The sequence below is a fragment of the Arenimonas daejeonensis genome, from assembly GCF_007993735.1.
Lineage (GTDB): Bacteria > Pseudomonadota > Gammaproteobacteria > Xanthomonadales > Xanthomonadaceae > Arenimonas > Arenimonas daejeonensis.
This window is the reverse complement of record NZ_CP042453.1, coordinates 1528568-1549235: the sequence shown is the minus strand read 5'-3', so window position 1 is coordinate 1549235 and position 20668 is coordinate 1528568. Positions and strand designations below refer to the sequence as shown.

The 20668-nt window shown below is 65.0% G+C and carries 20 protein-coding genes, 2 tRNA genes and 2 pseudogenes; 7 read left to right on the top strand and 17 right to left on the bottom strand.

Annotated elements, in window-relative coordinates; all coding sequences use genetic code 11:
• Positions 1-66: 66 nt before the first annotated feature.
• Positions 67-1974: a threonine--tRNA ligase gene (thrS, locus tag FRZ33_RS07380; protein ID WP_146908773.1), complete on the bottom strand. Its 1908-nt coding sequence runs from the start codon at positions 1972-1974 to the stop codon at positions 67-69.
• Positions 1975-2258: 284 nt separating this feature from the next.
• Here thrS and FRZ33_RS07375 point away from each other — a divergent pair, with 284 nt between their 5' ends.
• The 3 genes from FRZ33_RS07375 (at position 2259) to FRZ33_RS07365 (ending at position 5229) form a co-directional block, all read left to right on the top strand.
• Positions 2259-3194, top strand: coding sequence for an aminotransferase class IV (locus FRZ33_RS07375; protein WP_146908771.1), 936 nt, complete (start codon positions 2259-2261; stop codon positions 3192-3194).
• On the top strand, positions 3191-3928 hold the full coding sequence (locus FRZ33_RS07370; RefSeq protein WP_146908769.1) for a sulfotransferase-like domain-containing protein: 738 nt from the start codon (positions 3191-3193) through the stop codon (positions 3926-3928). The genes FRZ33_RS07375 and FRZ33_RS07370 overlap by 4 nt, the downstream gene beginning before the upstream one ends.
• Positions 3929-4068: 140 nt before the next feature.
• Complete coding sequence (locus tag FRZ33_RS07365) at positions 4069-5229, top strand: dipeptidase (protein ID WP_158637145.1); 1161 nt, start codon at positions 4069-4071, stop codon at positions 5227-5229.
• Positions 5230-5290: 61 nt separating this feature from the next.
• Here the strand turns inward: FRZ33_RS07365 and FRZ33_RS16875 are convergent, their stop codons facing one another.
• The 7 genes and pseudogenes from FRZ33_RS16875 to uvrB all read right to left on the bottom strand — a co-directional run bounded on the left by FRZ33_RS16875 (position 5291) and on the right by uvrB (position 10174).
• On the bottom strand, positions 5291-5422 hold the full coding sequence (locus FRZ33_RS16875; RefSeq protein WP_265468552.1) for a hypothetical protein: 132 nt from the start codon (positions 5420-5422) through the stop codon (positions 5291-5293).
• Complete coding sequence (locus FRZ33_RS07360; protein ID WP_158637144.1) at positions 5419-6429, bottom strand: BamA/TamA family outer membrane protein; 1011 nt, start codon at positions 6427-6429, stop codon at positions 5419-5421. The genes FRZ33_RS16875 and FRZ33_RS07360 overlap by 4 nt, the downstream gene beginning before the upstream one ends.
• Before the next feature lie 5 nt (positions 6430-6434).
• Complete coding sequence (locus FRZ33_RS07355) at positions 6435-6941, bottom strand: hypothetical protein (RefSeq protein ID WP_227977694.1); 507 nt, start codon at positions 6939-6941, stop codon at positions 6435-6437.
• A gap of 1 nt (position 6942) precedes the next feature.
• Positions 6943-7319: pseudogene (locus tag FRZ33_RS16870) on the bottom strand (DUF2092 domain-containing protein).
• A complete protein-coding gene (locus tag FRZ33_RS16865; RefSeq protein ID WP_158637141.1) occupies positions 7240-7674 on the bottom strand; it encodes a DUF2092 domain-containing protein in 435 nt (144 codons plus the stop codon). Before FRZ33_RS16865 ends, FRZ33_RS16870 begins: the two are co-directional and overlap by 80 nt.
• Positions 7675-7996: 322 nt before the next feature.
• Positions 7997-8071 (bottom strand) — tRNA-Val (locus tag FRZ33_RS07335).
• Positions 8072-8158: 87 nt separating this feature from the next.
• Positions 8159-10174 (bottom strand): excinuclease ABC subunit UvrB, encoded by a 2016-nt coding sequence (gene uvrB / locus FRZ33_RS07330; protein ID WP_146908759.1) that lies wholly within the window; start codon positions 10172-10174, stop codon positions 8159-8161.
• Between the two features lie 149 nt (positions 10175-10323).
• Between uvrB and FRZ33_RS17660 the strand changes: the two genes are divergently transcribed.
• Complete coding sequence (locus FRZ33_RS17660) at positions 10324-10863, top strand: GspH/FimT family pseudopilin (RefSeq protein WP_146908757.1); 540 nt, start codon at positions 10324-10326, stop codon at positions 10861-10863.
• Between the two features lie 50 nt (positions 10864-10913).
• Positions 10914-10990, top strand: a tRNA-Asn gene (locus tag FRZ33_RS07320).
• Positions 10991-11049: 59 nt separating this feature from the next.
• Here the strand turns inward: FRZ33_RS07320 and FRZ33_RS07315 are convergent.
• The 8 genes from FRZ33_RS07315 to FRZ33_RS07280 form a co-directional block, all read right to left on the bottom strand.
• Positions 11050-11475, bottom strand: coding sequence for a type IV pilin protein (locus FRZ33_RS07315; RefSeq protein WP_146908755.1), 426 nt, complete (start codon positions 11473-11475; stop codon positions 11050-11052).
• An 82-nt stretch (positions 11476-11557) separates the two neighbouring features.
• Positions 11558-11947: a hypothetical protein gene (locus tag FRZ33_RS07310; protein ID WP_146908753.1), complete on the bottom strand. Its 390-nt coding sequence runs from the start codon at positions 11945-11947 to the stop codon at positions 11558-11560.
• A complete protein-coding gene (locus FRZ33_RS07305; protein ID WP_146908752.1) occupies positions 11919-15344 on the bottom strand; it encodes a pilus assembly protein in 3426 nt (1141 codons plus the stop codon). Before FRZ33_RS07305 ends, FRZ33_RS07310 begins: the two co-directional genes overlap by 29 nt.
• Positions 15345-15358: 14 nt before the next feature.
• Complete coding sequence (locus tag FRZ33_RS15145; protein ID WP_425480630.1) at positions 15359-15862, bottom strand: pilus assembly PilX family protein; 504 nt, start codon at positions 15860-15862, stop codon at positions 15359-15361.
• 47 nt (positions 15863-15909) lie between these two features.
• Entirely contained in the window at positions 15910-16806 is an 897-nt protein-coding gene (locus tag FRZ33_RS07295) for a PilW family protein (RefSeq protein ID WP_146908750.1), read from the bottom strand.
• Entirely contained in the window at positions 16806-17009 is a 204-nt protein-coding gene (locus tag FRZ33_RS07290) for a PilW family protein (protein WP_146908748.1), read from the bottom strand. The genes FRZ33_RS07295 and FRZ33_RS07290 overlap by 1 nt, the downstream gene beginning before the upstream one ends.
• A gap of 2 nt (positions 17010-17011) precedes the next feature.
• A complete protein-coding gene (gene pilV, locus FRZ33_RS07285) occupies positions 17012-17470 on the bottom strand; it encodes a type IV pilus modification protein PilV (RefSeq protein WP_227977693.1) in 459 nt (152 codons plus the stop codon).
• 11 nt (positions 17471-17481) lie between these two features.
• Positions 17482-18111, bottom strand: coding sequence for a GspH/FimT family pseudopilin (locus FRZ33_RS07280; RefSeq protein WP_146910609.1), 630 nt, complete (start codon positions 18109-18111; stop codon positions 17482-17484).
• Between the two features lie 375 nt (positions 18112-18486).
• Between FRZ33_RS07280 and FRZ33_RS17450 the strand changes: the two genes are divergently transcribed.
• Both FRZ33_RS17450 and FRZ33_RS17445 read left to right on the top strand, forming a co-directional pair.
• Positions 18487-18852, top strand: coding sequence for a sensor histidine kinase (locus tag FRZ33_RS17450; protein WP_343195848.1), 366 nt, complete (start codon positions 18487-18489; stop codon positions 18850-18852).
• Positions 18789-19277 carry a sensor histidine kinase gene (locus tag FRZ33_RS17445; RefSeq protein WP_343195858.1) on the top strand — a complete coding sequence of 163 codons (489 nt, stop codon included), beginning with the start codon at positions 18789-18791 and terminating at the stop codon, positions 19275-19277. The genes FRZ33_RS17450 and FRZ33_RS17445 overlap by 64 nt, the downstream gene beginning before the upstream one ends.
• Here FRZ33_RS17445 and ppnN read toward each other — a convergent pair.
• A pseudogene (gene ppnN / locus FRZ33_RS07270) lies at positions 19256-20640 on the bottom strand (nucleotide 5'-monophosphate nucleosidase PpnN). The gene FRZ33_RS17445 and the pseudogene ppnN overlap by 22 nt on opposite strands.
• Positions 20641-20668: the final 28 nt, after the last annotated feature.

Genomic DNA, 20668 nt, shown 5'->3' with positions numbered 1-20668 from the left:
CTTTGTCAGAAGATGAAGTATTGATTCGCGTGTTCCTATGTAGTTAAACCGAACCGGCCGCCTGCATCAGGCGACCGGGCCATTCTCCGTGCGCAGCCGGGTGGTGAAGTCTTCGAGGGCCATCGAGCCCAGGTCCTCCCCGGACCGCGTGCGCACTGCAATCATCCCATTTTCCTTCTCGCGGTCGCCAACCACCAGCAGGTACGGGATCTTTTGCAGCGTGTGCTCGCGGATCTTATAGCCGATCTTCTCGTTCCGCAAATCGGCCTTGACCCGGAAGCCTTGATTCTCAAGGGTTTTCCGGACCGTTTCGACCCAGTCGGCCTGGGCGTCGGTGATGTTCATGACCACCGCCTGCACCGGGGCCAGCCAGGCCGGGAAGGCGCCGGCGTGGTTCTCGACCAGGATGCCGATGAAACGCTCCATGGACCCCACGATGGCCCGGTGCAGCATGACCGGATGGCGCTTGGTCGAGCTTTCGTCCACGTATTCGGCGCCCAGGCGGGCCGGCATCATGAAATCCACCTGCATGGTGCCCAGCTGCCAGGTCCGGCCGATGGCGTCCTTGAGGTGGTATTCGATCTTCGGGCCGTAGAAGGCGCCCTCGCCCGGCAGCTCCTCCCAGGCCACGCCGCAGGCCGACAGGGCGGCGCGCAGGGCGGCCTCGGCCTTGTCCCAGGTGGCGTCGTCGCCCAGGCGCGATTCCGGGCGCAGGGCGATCTTGATCTGCACGTCCTGGAAGCCGAAGTCCTCGTACACCTTCAGCGCCTGCCGGTGGAAGGCGGTGACCTCGGACTCGATCTGGTCCTCGGTGCAGAACACGTGGCCGTCGTCCTGGGTGAAGCCGCGCACGCGCAGGATGCCGTGCAGCGCGCCCGAGGGCTCGTTGCGGTGGCAGGCGCCGAATTCGCCGTAGCGGATCGGCAGGTCGCGGTAGCTGTGCAGGCCCTGGTTGAACACCTGCACGTGGCCCGGGCAGTTCATCGGCTTGAGCGCGTAAGTGCGCTTCTCCGACTCGGTGAAGAACATGTTTTCCTTGTAGTTGTCCCAGTGGCCGGACTTCTTCCACAGGGACACGTCCAGGATCTGCGGGCAACGCACTTCCTGGTAGCCGGAGGCGCGGTAGACCTTGCGCATGTACTGCTCGACCACCTGCCAGAGCTCCCAGCCCTTCGGATGCCAGAACACCAGGCCCGGTGCTTCCTCCTGCAGGTGGAACAGGTCGAGCTGTTTGGCGATCTTGCGGTGGTCGCGCTTCTCGGCTTCCTCAAGCTGGGTGAGGTAGGCCTTGAGGTCCTTGTCGTTCAGCCAGGCGGTGCCGTAGATGCGGCTGAGCATCTGGTTGTTGTGGTCGCCGCGCCAGTAGGCGCCCGCGACCTTCATCAGCTTGAAGGCGCGCAGCTTGTCGGTGCCCGGCACGTGCGGGCCGCGGCACAGGTCGGTGAACTCGCCCTGCGAGTACAGCGACAGGTCCTCGTTGGCCGGGATCGATTCGATGATCTCGGCCTTGTAGTGCTCGCCCATGCCCTTGAAGAAGGCCACGGCCTCGTCGCGCGACTTCACGCTGCGGGTGACCGGCAGCGCCTCTTTCACGATCTTCTGCATCTCGGCCTCTATCGCCGGCAGGTCCTCGGGCGTGAACGGACGCTCGTAGGCGAAGTCGTAGTAGAAGCCGTTGTCGATGACCGGGCCGATGGTGACCTGGGCGCCCGGGAACAGGCGCTGCACGGCCTGGGCCAGCAGGTGCGCGGTGGAGTGGCGCAGCACGTCGAGGGCGTCGGGATGTTTGTCGGTGACGATCTCGAGCGAGGCGTCATGGTCGATGCGGAAGCTGGCGTCCACCAGCTTGCCGTCCACCTTGCCGCCGAGCGCGGCCTTGGCCAGGCCGGGCCCGATGGACAGGGCGACGTCGGCGACGGTGACGGGATGTTCGAACGGGCGGCGGCTGCCGTCGGGTAGCGTGATGTTGATCATGGGGCTCTTGGCTTGTCTCCCTCCCCTGTTCACAGGGCAGGGCCGGGGTGGGGTCGCTCTTCGCGGCAATAAAAAAGGGCGCCAGGCGCCCTTCGCGGATGCGGGACCTGGTCGGCGCGATCAGTGAAGGGCGGTAGTGCTCATGTCGCACGCTCGGCGCCGGTTTCCCGGGGCCACCTTGTTTCAGCCGTTGACGGTGCAAAGGTAGGGCCGGGACGGTCGAAAGTCAATGAATTCAGGCGTTTCCGGCTAGACTCCGACCCAGGCCCACCGGAAATCCGCACATGGCGCAGAGCATCCACGACTTCCACGACGACCCGCGCAACGCGGACATCCGCATCTGGATCAACGGCCAGCTCAAACCCCGGGCCGAGGCCACGGTGTCGGTGTTCGACAGCGGCTTCGTGCTGGGCGACGGCGTCTGGGAGGGGCTGCGGGTGGTCTCCGGGCAGCCGGTGTTCCTGGACGAGCACCTGGACCGGCTGTTCGAGGGCGCCAAGGCGATCGCCATGGACATCGGTCTGGACCGCGCCGGCCTGACCCGCGCCATCCACGAGACCCTGGCCGCCAACGGCATGCACGACGGCGTGCACCTGCGCCTGATGGTGACCCGCGGCGTGAAGCGCACGCCCTACCAGGACCCGCGCGTGACCGTGGGCCCGGCCACCGTGGTGATCATCCCCGAGTTCAAGACCGCCAAGCCCGAGACCGTCGCGACCGGCCTGACCCTGTTCACCGCGCACGTGCGCCGGGGTTATCCGGACGTGCAGGATCCCAAGCTCAACAGCCACAGCAAGCTCAACTGCATCACCGCCTGCATCCAGGCCTATACCGCTGGCGCCGACGAAGCGCTGATGCTGGATCCGCACGGCTTCGTCGCCACCTGCAATTCGACCCATTTCTTCATCGTGCGCAAGGGCGAGGTGTGGACCTCCACCGGCGACTACTGCCTGGCCGGCATCACCCGTTCCAACGTGTTGCGGGTCTGCCGCGAGGCTGGCATCCCCTGCTTCGAGAAGAACTTCACCCTGGCCCAGGCCTATTCGGCCGAAGAGGCCTTCACCACCGGCACCTTCGCCGGCGTGGTGCCGGTACGTTCCATCGACGGACGGGAGATCGGCGACGGCCAGCCGGGGCCGATGGTGGCGCGACTGCAGGGCCTGTATCGCGAACTGGTGCAGCGCGACGTCATGCTGCGCGCCGCGGAGCGCCTGGCATGAGCGGCCTGCGGATCGCGATGTGGAGCGGCCCGCGCAACATTTCCACGGCGATGATGCGGGCCTGGGAGAACCGAGAGGACTGCGTCGTCAGCGACGAGCCGCTCTATGCCGCCTACCTGGCCGCGACCGGGCTGGACCATCCCGGGCGCGACGAGGTGATCGCGGACGGTGAAACCGACTGGCGCAAGGTCGTCGCGACGATGACCGGCCCGATTCCCGGTGGCCGCCCGGTCTGGTACCAGAAGCACATGAGCCACCACCTGCTGCCGGACATGGCGACAGACTGGATCTTCGGGCTGACGAACGTGTTCCTGGTCCGCGACCCGAGTGAAGTGGTGGCGTCCTATCTGAAGTCCCGCGCCACGGTGACGCCGGAAGACATCGGCCTGCCGCAGCAGGGCCGGCTGTTCGACCAGCTCAGTGACCGCCTGGGCGAAGCGCCGCCCGTGATCGACGCCGGTGATTTCCTGCAGGCGCCCGAGGCGCACCTGCGTGCGCTGTGTACACGGCTGGGCATCGACTTCACAGCGCCCCGAATGCTGGCCTGGCCGGCAGGACCGCGGGACAGCGACGGCATCTGGGCACCCCATTGGTACGACGCGGTCTGGAAGTCCACGGGCTTCGAACCCTGGCGCGCTCGGGAAACCGACCTGACCGGCGCGGCCGCCGAAGTCGCGGACGCCTGCCGTCCGGTCTACGAGCGCTTGCGCAGGCACCGGATGACGGCGCCCTGACACGGCTCGACGGGACGACCGGCCACGGCGTATTGCATTGACACCCCGGCACCAACGACGATCGGTCCGGACGACATCAACGAATTCTGGAGACAGGCATGCGCGGCAATGGCTTTTCGGTTCCTCTGACAATCGTTTTGATGACCGCGGGCCCGGCATTCGCCGACGCGACCCGTCCGGCAACCGAGCTCGCGCAGCACGCCATCATCGTCGACACCCACATCGATGCACCCGGCATGCTGCTGGAGCGCTGGCATGACATCGGCATGGCCACGGCCGAACGCGAGTTCGATCCCAAGGCACGGGCCGGCGGGCTGGATGTCGCCTTCATGTCCATCTACACCTCGGCCGGCGAGGACGAAGCCGATACCGCCTGGGGCATCGCCAACCAGCAGATCGACGCGGTCGAGGCGCTGGTGCAGCGCCATCCGGACAAGTTCGCGCTGCTGCGCTCGCCGCGCGATGTCGAAAAGGGCATCACCGATGGTCGCGTGCTGCTGCCGCTGGGCATGGAGAACGGTGCGCCGATCGGCGAGGACCTCGCGCAGCTCCAGTTCTTCTTCGACCGGGGCATCCGCTATATCACCCTCACCCACAGCGCCAACAACGCCATCAGCGATTCGTCCTACACCACGACCAAAAAATGGAACGGGCTGAGCCCCTTCGGCGAGCAGGTAGTCGCGGAGATGAACCGGCTCGGCATCATGGTCGATGTCTCGCACCTGTCGGACGAAGCCGTCGCCGATGCGGTCCGGCTCAGCCAGGTACCGGTGATCGCCTCGCATTCCGCGTTCCGGCATTTCACGCCGGGCTTCGAGCGCAACATCAGCGATGAACTGGCGAAGCAGGTGGCGGCCAAAGGCGGCGTGATCCAGGTCGCCTTCGGCAATGCCTTCGTCAACCCGGCCGCGGCGAAAGAGACGCAGGACTATTTCACCGCCGCGGCGGAGATGCGACGCCGGAACGAGGCACTGGCGGCCGAAGGCAAGCCGGTGCAGAGCGAAGCGGATTTCAGCGCTGCCTGGCAGGCCGCGCACCCGAGGCGGGAAACACCGATCGACGCCGTGCTCGACCAGATCGACCATGGCGTGAAGCTGGTCGGCATCGACCATGTCGGCATCGGCTCGGACTTCGATGGCGTCAACGGCAACCTGCCGACGGGGCTGAAGTCGGTGGCGGATTTCCCGAACCTGGTCGCCGGACTGCAGGCCCGCGGCTATTCCGAAGCCGACATCCGAAAGATCCTCGGCGAAAACCTGCTGCGGGTGTGGCGTGCGGTCGAGGACGGCGCCGGCTCGTGAAACCCGTGCATGAAGGTCCTGGCCTCCGGCGGCATGCGTGGGCTTCCGGACCTTCGCGGTTTCAGAATGCCTCGCCGATGTAGAAGTACAGGGCCTCGGAATCGCGGCCAACGGCGTAGTCGAGGCTGATGTTGATGTTGTAGGTCTTCGACGCGCGGAACCGCAGGCCCGCGCCCCCGGAAGGCAGCGTCACCGAATCGGCCAGGTCGCCGAGGGTCGGCGCGACGCTGCCGACGCCGGCAAAAACACCGCACCCCAGCGTGGCGTGAATCGCCACCGGTACTCGGCCTGCACTGCCGCCAATGCCCGGTCGCGGTATTGCCCCGATTCATAACCGCGCAGGTCGTTCGAGGCGCCGAACAGGCACAGGTCGAAGAAGGGCGTGCCATCGCCGGCGCGACAGACCGAGCCACGCACCGCCAGCACGGCGCTGTCCGTCACGCTCATGTAGCGGTTGTAGCTCAGTTCCTGTTTGTCGTACCCGTAGTCGCTGCCGAAACTGTCCAGGTCCCATTGCGCCTGCAGGTTGGCGTAGCTGCCCGTGGCCGGCCACAGTTCGCTGTCGCGGGTGTCGTACTGGGCCAGCAGGCCCGGGCCGCCGATGTCCGACTCCTGCTCCAGCGCCAAGCCCTCGAATACATCGGGGACGTCACCGTCGAAGCGCAAGGACGTGGTGATCGTCGCCATGCGCAGCCTCAGGCCGACGTAGGTGTTCTCCCACACCTTGCGGAAGCCGTCGATCTTCACGACGCGTCCGTTCTGGTTGATCGGAATGGAAAAGTCCCGACCCGCATCGTCGGCGCCGATGCCGTAGAAATTGAGGTTGAGGTTGGCACCGCCGGCAAAACCCGTGACGCGGTACTTGTCGCCGCCCAGGTAGGCCTTCTGGAACACGCCGCCGCCGCGGCTGCCATTGTCGGTCCACAACACGCCCGCGCCTGTCATCCAGGGCCGCGGGCTGCCTTCGGGCTGGTAGAAGGAAACGCCGGCAACGACGAGGCCGCTGCCCAGGGCCGGGTTGGACAGCGGGATCGGCAGGACGACAAAGCCGGGCTTCCGCTTCCCTTCCTCATCCGTGGGCGCGACCTTGTCCGCCTCGTCCATCACGTTGGTGCTGGAGACGCTGGTTTCCGACGCCCGGACCCCGCCGGGCAGCGACATCGCCATCAGGGCGGCCAATGCCGCTGCGGGGGCTTTCATCATGGTCAATAGGGTGGACTGACCACCATGTACTGGACGTTGGAGCCAGAATACTGCGGTTGGTACCAGGTGGAACCACACTGCTGGTAGGTGATGTTCTGGTGCGAGACCGGCACGCAGTTCGCCGGCGGCTGGCGCACGATCGATCCGATCGCCGCGATGGTGCCCGTCACGACCGCCGCCCTGGCGAGCGGGTTGTCGTCCCAGTCGTTGTCGCAGCAGTCGTTGTCCCAGTCGCGGTTGCCATTGTTGTTTACATTGACGTTCACGTTCTGGTTGACGTTGGTGTTCCGGTTGACGTTCCGGCCACCGGACGACGAGGTATTGGCCCGGGCGGACCCGCCGCCGCGGTTGGTATTGGCGGCCGGGCGATTGACGCTGGTCTGGGCGCCGGCACGTGCGTTGCCACCGCCACGGGCGGCTTCCGCGAACTCGAACGGAACCGCGAGGCTTGCCCCGATCAGGCACACCGCGGCGATCAGCGGAAGTTTCATCGAGATGTTGGCAGCCATGTCAGTTCTCCCCTTCCACTTCAGCCGAAGCCACGTCGGCAGCCAGCACGATCCGCTGCGAGTCCTTGGCGGGCGTGAACTTGAACGCCGACGCCAGCACCGGCGTCTTGGTGTCCCATTGCAGGCGTGCACGGTACTGCGGCAACGCCGGATCGGCCTGGCTGGTGATCACCATCTTCACGGGCAGGAGTCCGCTTCCGTGATCCATATCTGCCAGTGCACGCCTTCCTGGGTGAAGGCGTAATGGTCGGTCGCGACCCCGTCCAGGTGACCTTGCCGACATGGGTGCCGGTACGGATCAGGTCCTTGGGCGCCAGGTCGGTACCCCAGTAGAAGAGGTCCGCCAGGGGAAGTTGATGTCGTATTTTTCCGCCGCATTGACGACGAACTCGCCCAGGGTCCGGGCTTCCACCGGCGTGGAGGCATAGAGCCCCAGGCGCGGCGAGTTGATGGTGAGGTCCTTGCCGTCGAAATAGAGCTCGCGCAGGCGGCGGTCGCTCCTGATTTCGACAAAGAGCTGGTCCGGCTTGACCACCTTGTACGAGACCGTGCCATCCAGGTCGATCTTCTGGCCGTCCTCGAGCACCAGTTCGAGCGTGGTGTCGGAGGTCAGGCTGAAGTGCTTCAGTCCGCGAAGCGCTTCGCCCATCCGGTCGAGTGCCGCCAGCGAGGTCGGGTCGATGGCCGGGGCGCTGGCTGCCGGCGCGGCGGCAGCCTCTGCCGCCTGCACCATGGGGGCAGACAGGAGGAGGGAAACCGCGAAGGTAAAACCGATGGATGACGCCTGACTTGCTTTCATGACACGAGCCTCCCGGGGCGAATGCCCGTCGTTGGGTCCGACCGGAACCCACCGGGCTCCGGGACGTCTAGGCCTTCGTTTTGAATCCAGGGGCATGATTGATGCCGCCCGGAGAGGTGTCTATTGGCTCTAGGCACTACACGGCAGGACCGGGCGTTCCGGCAGAGGGCCGGAAACGAAAAAGGCCACCGCTGGGGTGGCCTTTCGCTTGTTTACCCTCTGGGACCATCCGCCGGCACGTCGTGCCTGGCCTGGATGGTGGGCGGTACAGGTTTCGAACCTGTGACCCCTACCATGTCAAGGTAGTGCTCTACCGCTGAGCTAACCGCCCATAAGGGGCGCGAAGTATAGCAACGGACCGAGAGCGGCGGCAACGGCGGCCCGGGCCGCGGCCGGAGAACCGTGTCCCATGGGCCTTTCAGGCCATCAACCCCTGCGTCCTGAGGCGGTGGATCTCGTCGCGGACCTTGGCCGCTTCCTCGAACTCCAGGTCCTGGGCGTGTTTGTGCATGCGGGCCTCGAGCTGCTTGAGCCGGGCCGCCAGCTGGGTCGGGTCAAGCAGTGCGTAGTCGGTGCCCTCCTCCGCCACCCGGCGGGCCTTGCCGCGGCCCCGGGCGTCATCGGGCTCGCTGCGGGCGCCTTCCATCACGTCCATGACGGCACGGACGATGCTGGTGGGCGTGATGCCGTGCTCTAGGTTGTAGTCGACCTGCCGCTGGCGGCGGCGGTCGGTTTCGTCGATCGCGGCCTTCATCGAGTTGGTGATGCGGTCGGCGTAGAGGATGGCCTTGCCGCGCACATTGCGGGCGGCGCGGCCGATGGTCTGGATCAGCGAACCGGTGGAACGCAGGAAACCTTCCTTGTCGGCGTCCAGGATCGCCACCAGCGACACCTCCGGCATGTCCAGCCCCTCGCGCAACAGGTTGATGCCGACCAGCACGTCGAACACGCCCAGGCGCAGGTCGCGGATGATCTCGACACGTTCCACCGTGTCCACGTCGCTGTGCAGGTAGCGTACCTTCACGTCGTGTTCGGACAGGTAGTCGGTGAGGTTCTCGGCCATCTTCTTGGTCAGCGTGGTGATCAGCACGCGGTCGCCGAGCTTCACGCGTGCGTGGATCTCGGACAGCACGTCGTCCACCTGGGTGGCGACCGGGCGGATCTCGACTTCCGGGTCGATCAGTCCGGTGGGTCGCACGAGCAGTTCGACCACCTGGTCGCCGGACTTCTCGATCTCGTATTTTCCGGGCGTGGCCGAGACGAAGATGCTGCGCGGCGCGCGGCGCTCCCATTCCTCGAACTTCAGCGGCCGGTTGTCCAGGGCCGACGGCAGCCGGAAACCGAACTCCACCAGGGTTTCCTTGCGCGAACGATCGCCTTTGTACATGGCGCCCAGCTGCGGGACGGTGACATGCGATTCGTCCACCACCAGCAGCGCGTCCGGCGGCAGGTAGTCGAACAGGCAGGGCGGCGGTTCGCCCGGCATCTGCCCGGTCAGGTGCCGGCTGTAATTCTCGATGCCCGAGCAGAAACCCACTTCGGCCATCATCTCGATGTCGTACATGGTGCGCTGCTGCAGGCGTTGCGCCTCGACCAGCTTGTTGGCCTTGTAAAGCTCCTCCATGCGGGCGCTGAACTCGACCTTGATGGTCTCGATGGCGTCCAGCACCGTGCGCCGCGTGGTGACGTAGTGCGACTTCGGGTAAAGCGTGTAGCGCTGCAGCTTGCGGAAGACGTGGCCGGTGAGCGGGTCGAACAGGGCGACGTTCTCGATCTCGCCGTCGAACAGTTCGATCCTCAGGGCCTCGATCTCGGATTCTGCCGGGTGCACGTCGATGGTCTCGCCGCGCACGCGGAAGGCGCCGCGCACCAGTTCGGTCTCGTTGCGGCTGTACTGCATCTCGGTCAGGCGGCGTATCAGCTCGCGCTGGTCGATGCGGTCGCCCTTGACCAGGTGCAGCACCATCCGGAAGTACTCGTTCGGGTCGCCCAGGCCGTAGATGGCCGAGACGCTGGCCACCACCACCGCGTCGCGTCGCTCCAGCAGGGCCTTGGTCGCCGACAGGCGCATCTGTTCGATGTGCTCGTTGATGTTGCTGTCCTTCTCGATGAAGGTGTCGGTCGACGGTATGTAGGCCTCGGGCTGGTAGTAGTCGTAGTAGCTGACGAAGTATTCGACCGAGTTGTGCGGGAAGAAGGACTTGAACTCACCGTAGAGCTGGGCGGCCAGGGTCTTGTTCGGGGCCAGCACCAGGGTCGGCTTCTGCACCGCCTCGATGACGTTGGCGATTGTGTAGGTCTTGCCCGAGCCGGTGACACCCAGCAGGGTCTGCTGGGCCAGGCCGGCCTCGAATCCGTCCACCAGGCGCCGGATGGCCTGCGGCTGGTCGCCGGCGGGCTGGTAGGGCGCGACGAGTTCGAAACGGTCGGACATATATGAGCTCGGGGAATCCAACGGGCGATTATAGCGAGGCATCCGCATGCTTTCGGGGCCAACCCTGACGCCCGCGACGGAAGAATACCTATGCACAGCCCCTGCAAGGTTCCCGAACATTGGGGCCCTCGCCAGGAGCCCATATCGACATGCCCATGCCACCCCGGGGATTCAGCATTGTCGAGCTCGTGGCGGCGCTCGTGGTCATGTCAGCCCTGCTCGTCGCTGGGATCCCTGCGATGGCTATCTTGCGGGAACGGGCCGACACTCTGAATGCCTTCCACACGTTGACGACCTCCCTGATGAGTGCACGCATGGCGGCCATCAGCCGCCGCATGGCGGTGACTGTCTGCCCCAGTGCCGATGGCAGGTATTGCCGGGACGACTTGGTGTGGGAGCAGGGTTGGATCGTGTACTACGACCCAGACAGGGAGAAACAGCCAAGCGATGCTGGTGCGGTCCTGTGGCACGAACCGGAGAGGACCGGCAGGCTGGCGATACGGAGTACCGCGGGCCGGCACCGGGTGCGCTATCAGCCTACCGGGCTGAGCGGGGGCAACAATCTCACGCTCCGTGTCTGCTCGCATCGCGGTCCGCACCACTTGGGCGATGTGGTGGTCAACCTGGCCGGACGCGCCCGTACACAGCCCGGCAAAGCGCCCGACAGCCCTTGTCCCTACGTCCCCTGACCCCTCCGAGGCTTGACCGGGCCGCCAGGATGTTTAAAATGCCCATCCCCGCCCGAATAGCTCAGCCGGTTAGAGCACTTGACTGTTAATCAGGGGGTCGTTGGTTCGAGTCCAACTTCGGGCGCCAGGTATTCCAAGAAAAGGCTCGCATTGCTGCGAGCCTTTTTCGTTTCAGGAGATGGCCTTTCACCAGCATTCGGCTGGTGTCGCTGTACCACTGACCAACCGGGTACCTGCCTGGTTCAGGCTCAGATTGCCGCACTTCGTGTCCTTGAGCTGCGGCCCCTGTGCCGTGGCCACCAGCGTATAGGCACTGGCCGTCGGGACGCCGGGAGAGAACGTGTAGAAAATACCCAGATCAGCCTGGCACGACAGGGAGGAAATGGCACCCTGCTGCTGCACCGACAAGACGTAGGTGATGTTAGTCGTGTACGCGCGCTCCATATACTGCGCCATTTCCATGAGGCAAGCCGATGCAGCCGCCCGCCGCGAATTGATCACGCTGTTCTGATACGACGCGTAGGCGATTGCCGCCAGAATGCCGAGGATCGCCACGACGATCATCAACTCGATCAGGGTGAAGCCCTTGGTCTTGCCGCGAATCTTGCTCATGGATCAATCCCCTCCGAACAGTTCGCGCCAGGACATGCGGCGCGGCGAACCCGGACCACCTTCCTGCGGCGCGGCAGGCACTTCAGCGCAAACACCACCCGAACCGCAGACCAGCACCAGGGTCGTCGATCTGGCTGGATTCGGTCGGCATACCGATGCCCAGATCGATCGAGCCGACCACCAGTGGGTTGCCATCGGCATCCACCAGCCCAGTACCACCAGAGTCGGTGATGCCCTCGTCGCCACCCGCTCCATCGCCGTCGACGTCGAAGAACGACGACGAGCCGCTGCCGCCACCGCTGGCGGTGGGGCTGGTACCCGTGAACACATCGAGTGCATTCAGGTAACCACCACCACTGGCCTCGCAACCCGTGCCAGCGGAAGGAATGACGCTCGACATGATAACTGCACGACCACTGACACGTGCGCCGCTGATCACGCGCTCACCCGGCGTCGGGTTGCCGAGGTCCACAAACCAGCCATCGGAATCGGCCGGCAGTTCCTAACGTCTCGAATGCGCGAGCAGGGCGGCCAGCGGAATCTATGCCCACCGCAGCTATCGTACGAACCGTCAGGTCAGCCCGCACCACCGGCACGTCACCATCAATCACGCCGTACATGGTCTGGACACTGGTATCGGACAAGTCTCCGGAGGAAATCAACTTGCCAGTACCGAACGTGACCCATATCTCGTCCGAGGTCGACTCGCGGGCCAGGGCGAGGCCACCTGTGATCGGCTGCGCGGCCCCGCCACTGTCAGTCGCGGTGAACAAGGGCTGCCCACTCAGGGCCACGGCCCAATTGGTGGCGACGTTCGACGTGAAGTCGAACTTCCAGATGTGACCTTGCAGGTCGCCCGCGTAGACGTAGTCCACCTTGCCGTCGGCATTCAAGTCCGCCGCGCGGGGCGAAGCCAAGCCGTTGCCGCCCGTCGCCCCGGTGTCGATCTTGGCCAATTGGGCACCGGTGGCGACGTTGTAGACGTAGAGCACGGCGCTTCCGTTGGTGCTGTCGATACCGTTGGGAACGATCGCCAGCGCTTCGTCGTTGTTTCCGTTGACGATCAGCGGCAAGCCGGTCACGTAGCCCATGTCGGCATCCACGGCAGCCGTCTTGTCCCACAACACCCCACTGTCCGCCATGCTGGCCGGTGCGGTGACATTGAGCGCGAAGACACCCTTGCCGCCTCTGCCCAATGTGCCGACCAGGTAGTTGGTGCCGGAAACCACGCGCGAGCCGGACACGGCCACCGGACCATCCACGAAGAAATTGTGGGTGTAGGCGGGATCACTGAGCGAGGCCAGCGCGGTCATGTTCACACCCGCCGGGACATAGGAGAAACGGACGTCGCCGGTGAGGGCATTGATGGCGTGCAGCATGCCATCGTTGGCGCCGACGAAGATCGTCTCGCTGTCGCGGACGTAGAACGGCGACGAGTTGATGATATCGCCGAGCACCGACGAGCGGTTACGTAGCAAGCCGCCGTTCGACGCCTCCAGGCTGCGTGCGCCCTTGATATAACTTGCGTTATCGGCTCCCGTCACAGCCGCGGAACCCGTAGCCCGCGTCAAAGCCGTGGATTGCGTCCCGGTGGGGAAGCTGGAACCGGCCGTGCCGTTCCACGTGAACACGCTGCGATTGTGGTAGTCGTTGCTGGTATTTCCGTCCGCGTAGGTCGCCAGGATGCGGGCGGAGACACGCCAAACCTCGGTATCCGAGATTCCGCCGACCTCCGTCACGTCGCGCGCGACCAGATCACCGGTCCAGATGCCGCTGGTGTAGGTCGCCTGGTACATGCGGGTATCGGACTGGAAGGTCGTGCTGTTGGTCGCCACGTTCGAACCCGAGGCGAGGCGCGACTGGATCTGGCCGAGCACACCGACCAGGGCATCGCGGAAGCGGTCCGCGCTGGTCGCCGCGATGAATTCGCCGTGGCCGTTCACGGCCGCATGCAGCAGATCGTCGATACGCTCTGCGTTTTCCGTATCCGTGGGATCCGGCCAGTTGACATTGCTGCCGTTGATGCGCGGACGGCCATCCTGCAGCACCTGCGCCACCGACGTCTGGTCGACCGTGCCCTTGAGGCCGATCGAGATGCCGAAGGTCACCATGTGCTGCCAGAAGGCGGGATTGTCCGCACCAGGCGGGACGATATTGTCCAGATCGGTACGCAGGTCCTCCTTCCAGTACTTCATCGCGACATCGGCCAAGGTGTTGCTGTAGTTGGTCGTGCCGGCACCGTCCTGGTACGGGTGCGCCCGCGTATACCGGATGGCGTCGTAGTTGGGATCGGTCGACGGCAACCGGTGGTTGATGATGGACGCGCCGCTGGTGCCGTCCTGATTGCCGACGGACGTCGAGAGGCTGCCGTTCCAGAAACCGTCGGTGGTCAGGATCGCGAAGTTCTGCCGGCAGGCCAGTTGGTTGGCGGCGGCGGGGCCATAAGGGCCGCTGGCGCCGGTCTGGGTGAAGTACTCACCCGTCGACTGCAATGCGGCACGCAGCGGCGTGCCCGACTGCCCTCTGGCGTTGAACAGCTTGCCGAACCAGTCGCTCCGGGCCGTGCCTTCGAAGTTGCCGTTGTTGCCGTCACCCACCGGGATATCGTAGTCCGTGTTGCTATTGTTTTCGTGCAGCGAACGGAAACCGACGCGGACGTTCCCGCCCAGCTGATTGAATGCCGCGCTGGCGCCGGCCTTGGCGATCTTCATGCGCGTACGGTGATAGGAGAACCAGGTGGCGTAATTGATCAGCTCGTCGGCGGCACTTCGGTTGTCCGAACTCGGGAAGCGGACAGGCACTGCGATGGTGCAGCCCCGCCAGGAATAGACGCCGCCACTTGGTGCAGTGCAACCATTGCCGCCACTGGTGACCGTGAGGCGGACATTATCAAGATCGCGGTTACCCGAGCCGTTGGCAACGTAAAGCTCGAACCTGAACGGACCCGAGGACAACCCGTGCGCCGTGCAGGTTTCGGCAACGCCGTTGTTGGTGTCCGCCTCGCAGACGAGGTTGCCGCTGTTGACATCGTATACGCGCAGACGCAGATTGCCGCTGCCACCGCCACCGCTGTAGAAGCTGGTCACCGCCGTGAACCAGCCATCGGTGAGATTGATGGTGGTCGTCTCGGTGTCGTTTTCGTCGACCCCATTGAAATCCCGTACGGTGTTCGAATTCGCCGGGCCGGCAACCGAGCCGGCCGCGCCGCTATTCGCCAACTCGCTGCGCACGAACTGCGTGGAACCGCTGACCGTGCGGATCTGATAGCGGTAATAGTTGTTCGAATTGGCGAGATAGGCGTCCGTATGCACCGCCGGATCCGGGTTCTTCGGGGCGAAGAAGGTCTGGGTACCACCGCAGATGGTGGTGTTGGCGCTGCCGCTATTCACCCGGTAGCTCTCGCAGCTGCTCGGGTCGGAAAGGTTCACCAGATCGCTTTCACCGCCAGAAGCGCCGGGGCCGGCATGATTGAAAGAGGCATACACCGACGTGAATGTGGTGCCTCCAGTCATGGGGCTGCCGGTGGAATTCAGCCATGGGTCGTATTCCGTCTGCGGATTGTAGTAGACGGAATTGCCCGGGAATGCCTGCTGCGTGATGTTGTGGGCAGGGTTGGTGCAGTTGGAGCCGCTTCGGCGGCAGATGCTCGGGATATCGGGATTAGGCATCTCATCGAATGCCATGGACCCCGAATCATCGAGGATGAACATGATGTTCGGCTCGACATCGCCCGCACCCGTCTGAAGCGGGTACTGCGGGAAGCTCTGTGCCATCACCGACGTGACGGGCAGCGCGAACAAGGTCGCAACAAACGCGGCCGCAACCGCAAGAGGCTTGATGCGCGCCCGAAGGATCGGATGGCTGTTCATGGTGATCACCTGCCTTACGGCAACTGGAACGTGGACTGGAGCATGACCTCGGCTCCATTGGACAATCGGCTGAAAGCCGTGATTCGGTAGTTGCGCGCGCTGGCGCCAGCGGCTGTGCACTCCGGCGCCGACAGGTCGATGTCGCTGGTGCAGCCCTCGGACTCGCCACGCCCGTCACCCATGTCTTCGATCACGTAACGCTGCATGATCTCCGATGTTTCCAGGTTCGAAGTGGCGAATCCGCTGCCCGAGGTCCAGAAATCATCCACCTCCCAGGCGGAAGCTTCGCCATTGACCGGCATGGCGCACAGGCCGCTACTGCAGCCTGATGCCGGGACGCCGGTCGGACGGCCACCGACCGCAAGGTTGGACTCCGCCTCGCGCAGGACGGCTTCCGCCCCTTGAAAGGCTTCGCTGCGGAACCATGCGTTGCCGCTCATGCGCTCCTGGAGCACGGCGCCACGCATGGACGCCAGGCCCAGCAAGGTAATGACCAGCAACAGCAAGAGCACGATCACCAAGGTTACGCCCGCCTGGGTCCGGCGGCCGGCAAGAGCTGTCGTCTTCACAGCAGATTCTCCCTGTTGCGCAAGGTCACCACATGGGTCATGACCCTGCTCAAGGCATCGCCGTCGACACCCTCGATTTCCCGTTCGGTCAGCGCGCCTTCGGTACCGGTCAAGGTCAACTGGACCCGCGTCGCCACCACTCGGCCCCAGTCAGCCACCGTGCCTGGTGCGCCGTAGTTGGTTTCGCCCGCCTCGAGATAGGTGACTTCCATGCCCTCGACGCCTTCGACCACTTCCACCTGGGAGAGCACCGTGTCCGGGATGGCGGTGTCGGACTGATTGGCGAGTTCCACCCGATATAGCGAAGTACCACCACGGGCGTTATTGCCCACATACCAGCGGAAGGTCCCGACCCGGGCCACGTAGGCGGGCGTGTCGCTGGACTCTTCGCAGTTGGGATTGATAGGCGGGGTGCCCGGTGCGAAGCAGTAGCCATTGTCGCCGCTGGCGCCGCCCGCGACGCACGGGTCCTCGAACTGGAATTCCTGCGCGCAGTTGAGGCTGGTGCCGCTGTTGTGCTGGATCGAAGTGCCCGAAGGCAATGCGGTCGCCTGGAAGATAAAAGCATAGTCCAGGTTGCAGACGACCAGGACGTCGCCATCCGCCAGGCCCGTGGTGCTGGTCACATCCAGGACTGCGCTCGGGTTGGTGTGGGACGTGACCCGGATATCGCCGGCCCGGGCCATGTGGACATCCACTGCGTCGGTGCCGGCCACGCGCTCCGCGACACCCGTGCCGGTCGCGGTCCCGGGCATGGCATCGGCACCACCGTACCCGGTGATGCCGTTACCGTAGTTCTGCCACCAGTTGTTGCCGCCGGACGACATCTGGTTGACCGTAATGACAGTGGATGCGCACGGATTGCCACCCGCCTCGCGCAGATCGCGCGACATCAGTTCAAACGCAACGCGCGTGTTCTCCTGGATGCGCCCCCAGGGGTTTCCGTCGCGTTGTAGACCCGTTTGTTGGAGATGAAGACGCCACCGGCGGCTGCGGCCACAAGCAGACCGAGGATGAGGGCGATCATCAGCTCGATGAGCGAGAACCCGGCCTGGCGTCCGCGATTGCCGCTGCTGGTCAGATGTTTGGTTCGCATGGTCAGAGCCTGGTCACGGTGGTCAGTTCCTGAATAGCCTCGCCGCCAGACGCGCGTTCGTCGTTCCAGCGTATGCCGATGGTGCAGGTCTGGGCGCCGCAGGTGATGCGTCCGCAGGCAGTCGGCCCCATCGATTGCTGCAATTGGGCGATCCAGCGGTCCATATCGCCAGCAATCTGGCTGGCGGCCGGGTCCTCAGGTGCTTCGCACAGATAACCCTGGTTGTAGTTGCCGGCGACGGCAGCACCGCGATTGGCACGCAGCATGTCCATCATCGCGTAGCTCTGGATCACCGCCGTGGTGCGCTCCGCTGCGCCCCGGGTGTTCTTGAGAGTCATGGCCTGCAGCGCGGCTATACCCAACATACCGATCGCCAGGATGAGCACTGCGATCAATACTTCAAGCAGGCTGGCGCCCGCCTGTTCTGCCCGCATGCCAGTGGAGTACGTGGATGGTTTCATTAGGCAGTCCCTCAATCGTCCGCGGCCGTGCAGGCAGCAGTTCCGTTGCGCGCGGTCACGCTGACCCGGCTGACCGCCACAAGGACATCACGGGTGTTCTCGGCATCAGGAAGCTTTGAGGAACACACCGACAGGCCGCCACTGGTGGCGGTGCCGCTTCCGACCCGGGCGAAGCCGTCTGAGCTGAAGGCGATCCGGTTATTGGTCGCGGCATTCTCGCTGCCCTTGACCGAAATTCCCTGCCCGACAACCTGGACGTCCCGCACCACCTCGCCAGAACTGGCCACGCGCACGATCATCCGGGCCCAGTTGGAACCACTGCAGGCGGCACCATTGGTGCTGGGGCAGATTTCGACCCGGGCGTTCCTGCGGATTGCCTCCATGCGTGCGATCTGGAGCACGCCGACCGCTTCATTGGCAGCGGATACCAGCCGGTTGCGGTTGATCACCCCCTGGAAGCTGGGAACCGCCACGGCCAGCACGACTGCCAGTACCGCGATGGTGATCATGAGCTCAACCAGGGTGAAGCCGGCGGACCGGAGCCCCCGTCCAACCCCTAGCGTGTCGCTGGGTAGATTCGATGCGTCCCATAAGCCCTTCCCTCGGAACTTGCTTGGCCACGTTAGCGCCAACCCGGCCATGCGTGCCAACGCCTGCCGACGAACGGCCCTGAAGCCGGACCAGGCGGTGGTCGACGAGGCGAATGCCATGGATTGCGGGCATGATGGTGGTACCCCGAGACCCACTCCCGCGGAATGACACCCCAACACGCCCCACCCCCGACCGCCCACTGGACGCCCTCTGGCAAGCTGGCGCCATCATTTGGGTCGTGACTGGCGGCGAGGGCTGGCGGCCGTACTCGCCCTGGCACCCGGCCTCAGCCAGGACAGATGGGTCTATTTCGGGTTGGCCTCGCTATGGATCCAATGGATGGCTCTGTTGACGCTAGGAACGCTCTACGCGGCCAAGCATTCCCTCAACCGCCTCCCCCGCAGCGCGTCGCAGCGATCGCCCTCTTGGTCGCCCTGCTCTATTGCTGGTTGATCACAGCTGTGGCGCACGCCTTTTTCGATACGGCCCTGCTCGACTCGGACGCGGACTGGTGGAACCTGGGCATTAGAACGTCCGGGATTTCGCTTACGGTCGGTCTGCTGGGCCTGGCTGCTTTCGACAACTACTGGCGGGGACGGCTCCATGCCTTGCGCGCGAAACAGTCTGAACTGGATGCCCTGCAGGCCAGGATCCGTCCCCACTTCCTGTTCAACACGCTCAATACCGGGGCGGCGCTAGTGCATGCAAGGCCCGGGAAGCCGAACGGCTGCTCCTGGACCTGGCAGACCTGTTCCGCGCAGCGCTTTCGGGTCCGCGTGAAATCCCGCTGAAAGACGAACTGGCGTTGGCACAGCGCTACCTCGAAATCGAGGCGCTGCGTTTCGGCACGCGACTGCGGCTGCACTGGCAACTTCCGGACACGCTCCCGGACGTCCTGGTCCCAACCCTGTCCATCCAGCCCCTGGTCGAGAATGCGATACGGCATGGTGTCGAGCCCTCAGCAAACGGCGGTGCGGTCGACGTTACCGTGCTGCTTGATGCGGACACGGTCCGGATAATCATCCGCAACGACCTGCCCAGCGGCGGCAAGCAGCCCGCCAGCGGGCATCAGGTGGGGTTGATCTCGGCCCGGGAGCGCATCCTGGCTCTCAGCCAGGGACGGGGGCATCTGGACACCGAGGTCGCGGGCGGCCGTTACGTGGCTACCATCACGCTGCCGGCACAAACCACTGGTCAGCCCCCGACCACCCGGTAACACGGCTTGTAGGTGCCGGCGATCTTCATCCGCCGCTGCTCGACGAAGGCATTCAGCAGGCCGTCGAGGGCCCGCATGATGTCCTTGTCGCCGTCGATGGTGAAGGGGCCGTGGCGTTCGATCTCGCGCATGCCCTCTTCCTTCACGTTGCCGGCGACGATGCCCGAAAACGCGCGCCGCAGGTCGGCGGCCAGCAGGTGCGCCGGTTGTTCGCGGTGCAGGTTCAGGCCCGCCATCGCTGCATGGGTGGGCGCGAACGGAAGTTGGAACTCTTCCGGCAGGTGCAGCGACCAGTTGAAGAAGAAGGCGTCCTGTTCTTTCAGCCGGTGCTCACGCACCCGCTTGAGGCCCTGGCGCATGGCCTGGGCGACCTCGGCCGGATCATCGACGATGATGCGGTAGCGCGGCGTCGCCGCCTCGCCCAGGTCAGGCGCAGGAACTGGTCGATCTGCTCGAAATAGGCGGCCGATTCGCGCGGCCCCGTCAGGATCAGCGGGAACGGCAGTTCGGCGTTGTCCGGGTGCAGCAGCAGGCCCAGCAGGTAGAGGATCTCCTCGGCCGTGCCGACGCCGCCCGGGAACACGATGATGCCGTGGCCGAGCCGGACGAAAGCCTCCAGGCGCTTCTCGATGTCCGGCATGATCACCAGGTGGTTGACGATCGGGTTCGGCGATTCGGCCGCGATGATGCCGGGCTCGGTGATGCCGATGTAGCGCGGCTTCCAGTGCCGTTGTTTGGCATGGGCGATGGTGGCGCCCTTCATCGGCCCCTTCATCGCGCCCGGGCCGCAGCCGGTGCAGATGTCCAGGCCGCGCAGGCCGAGCTCGTAGCCGACCTTCTTGGTGTACAGGTATTCGTCGCGGTTGATCGAGTGGCCGCCCCAGCACACCACCAGGCTCGGGTCCTGGTAGGACTTCATCACGCGGGCGTTGCGCAGGATCTCGAACACGGCGCTGGTCATGCCGGCCGACGTACCAAGGTCGAACTTGCCGCTGCCGTGCACTTCGTTGGCGTTGTAGGCGATGTCGCGCACCACCGCGAACAGGTTCTCGGCGATGCCGCGGATGATCTCGCCGTCCACGAAGGCCGAGGCCGGCGCGTTGCGCAGTTCGATCTTGATGCCGCGGTCCTGCTGCTGCACCTCGATGTCGAAGTCGGGATAACGCAGGGACGCGGCGCGCGGGTCGTCGGAGTCGCTGCCGGTGGTCAGCACCGCCAGGGCGCAGCGGCGCAGCAGGTCGCGCTGGCCGCCGGTGGAGGCGTCACGCAGGCGCGCCACCTCGTCGCGGGAAAGGATGTCCAGGCCACCGCGCGGCGAGATGCGGGCGTTGGCGGTGGCGGGAAGGTTCTGCGGGTCGCTCATCGGTTTCTCTACCGCTCGTTCGTCGTCA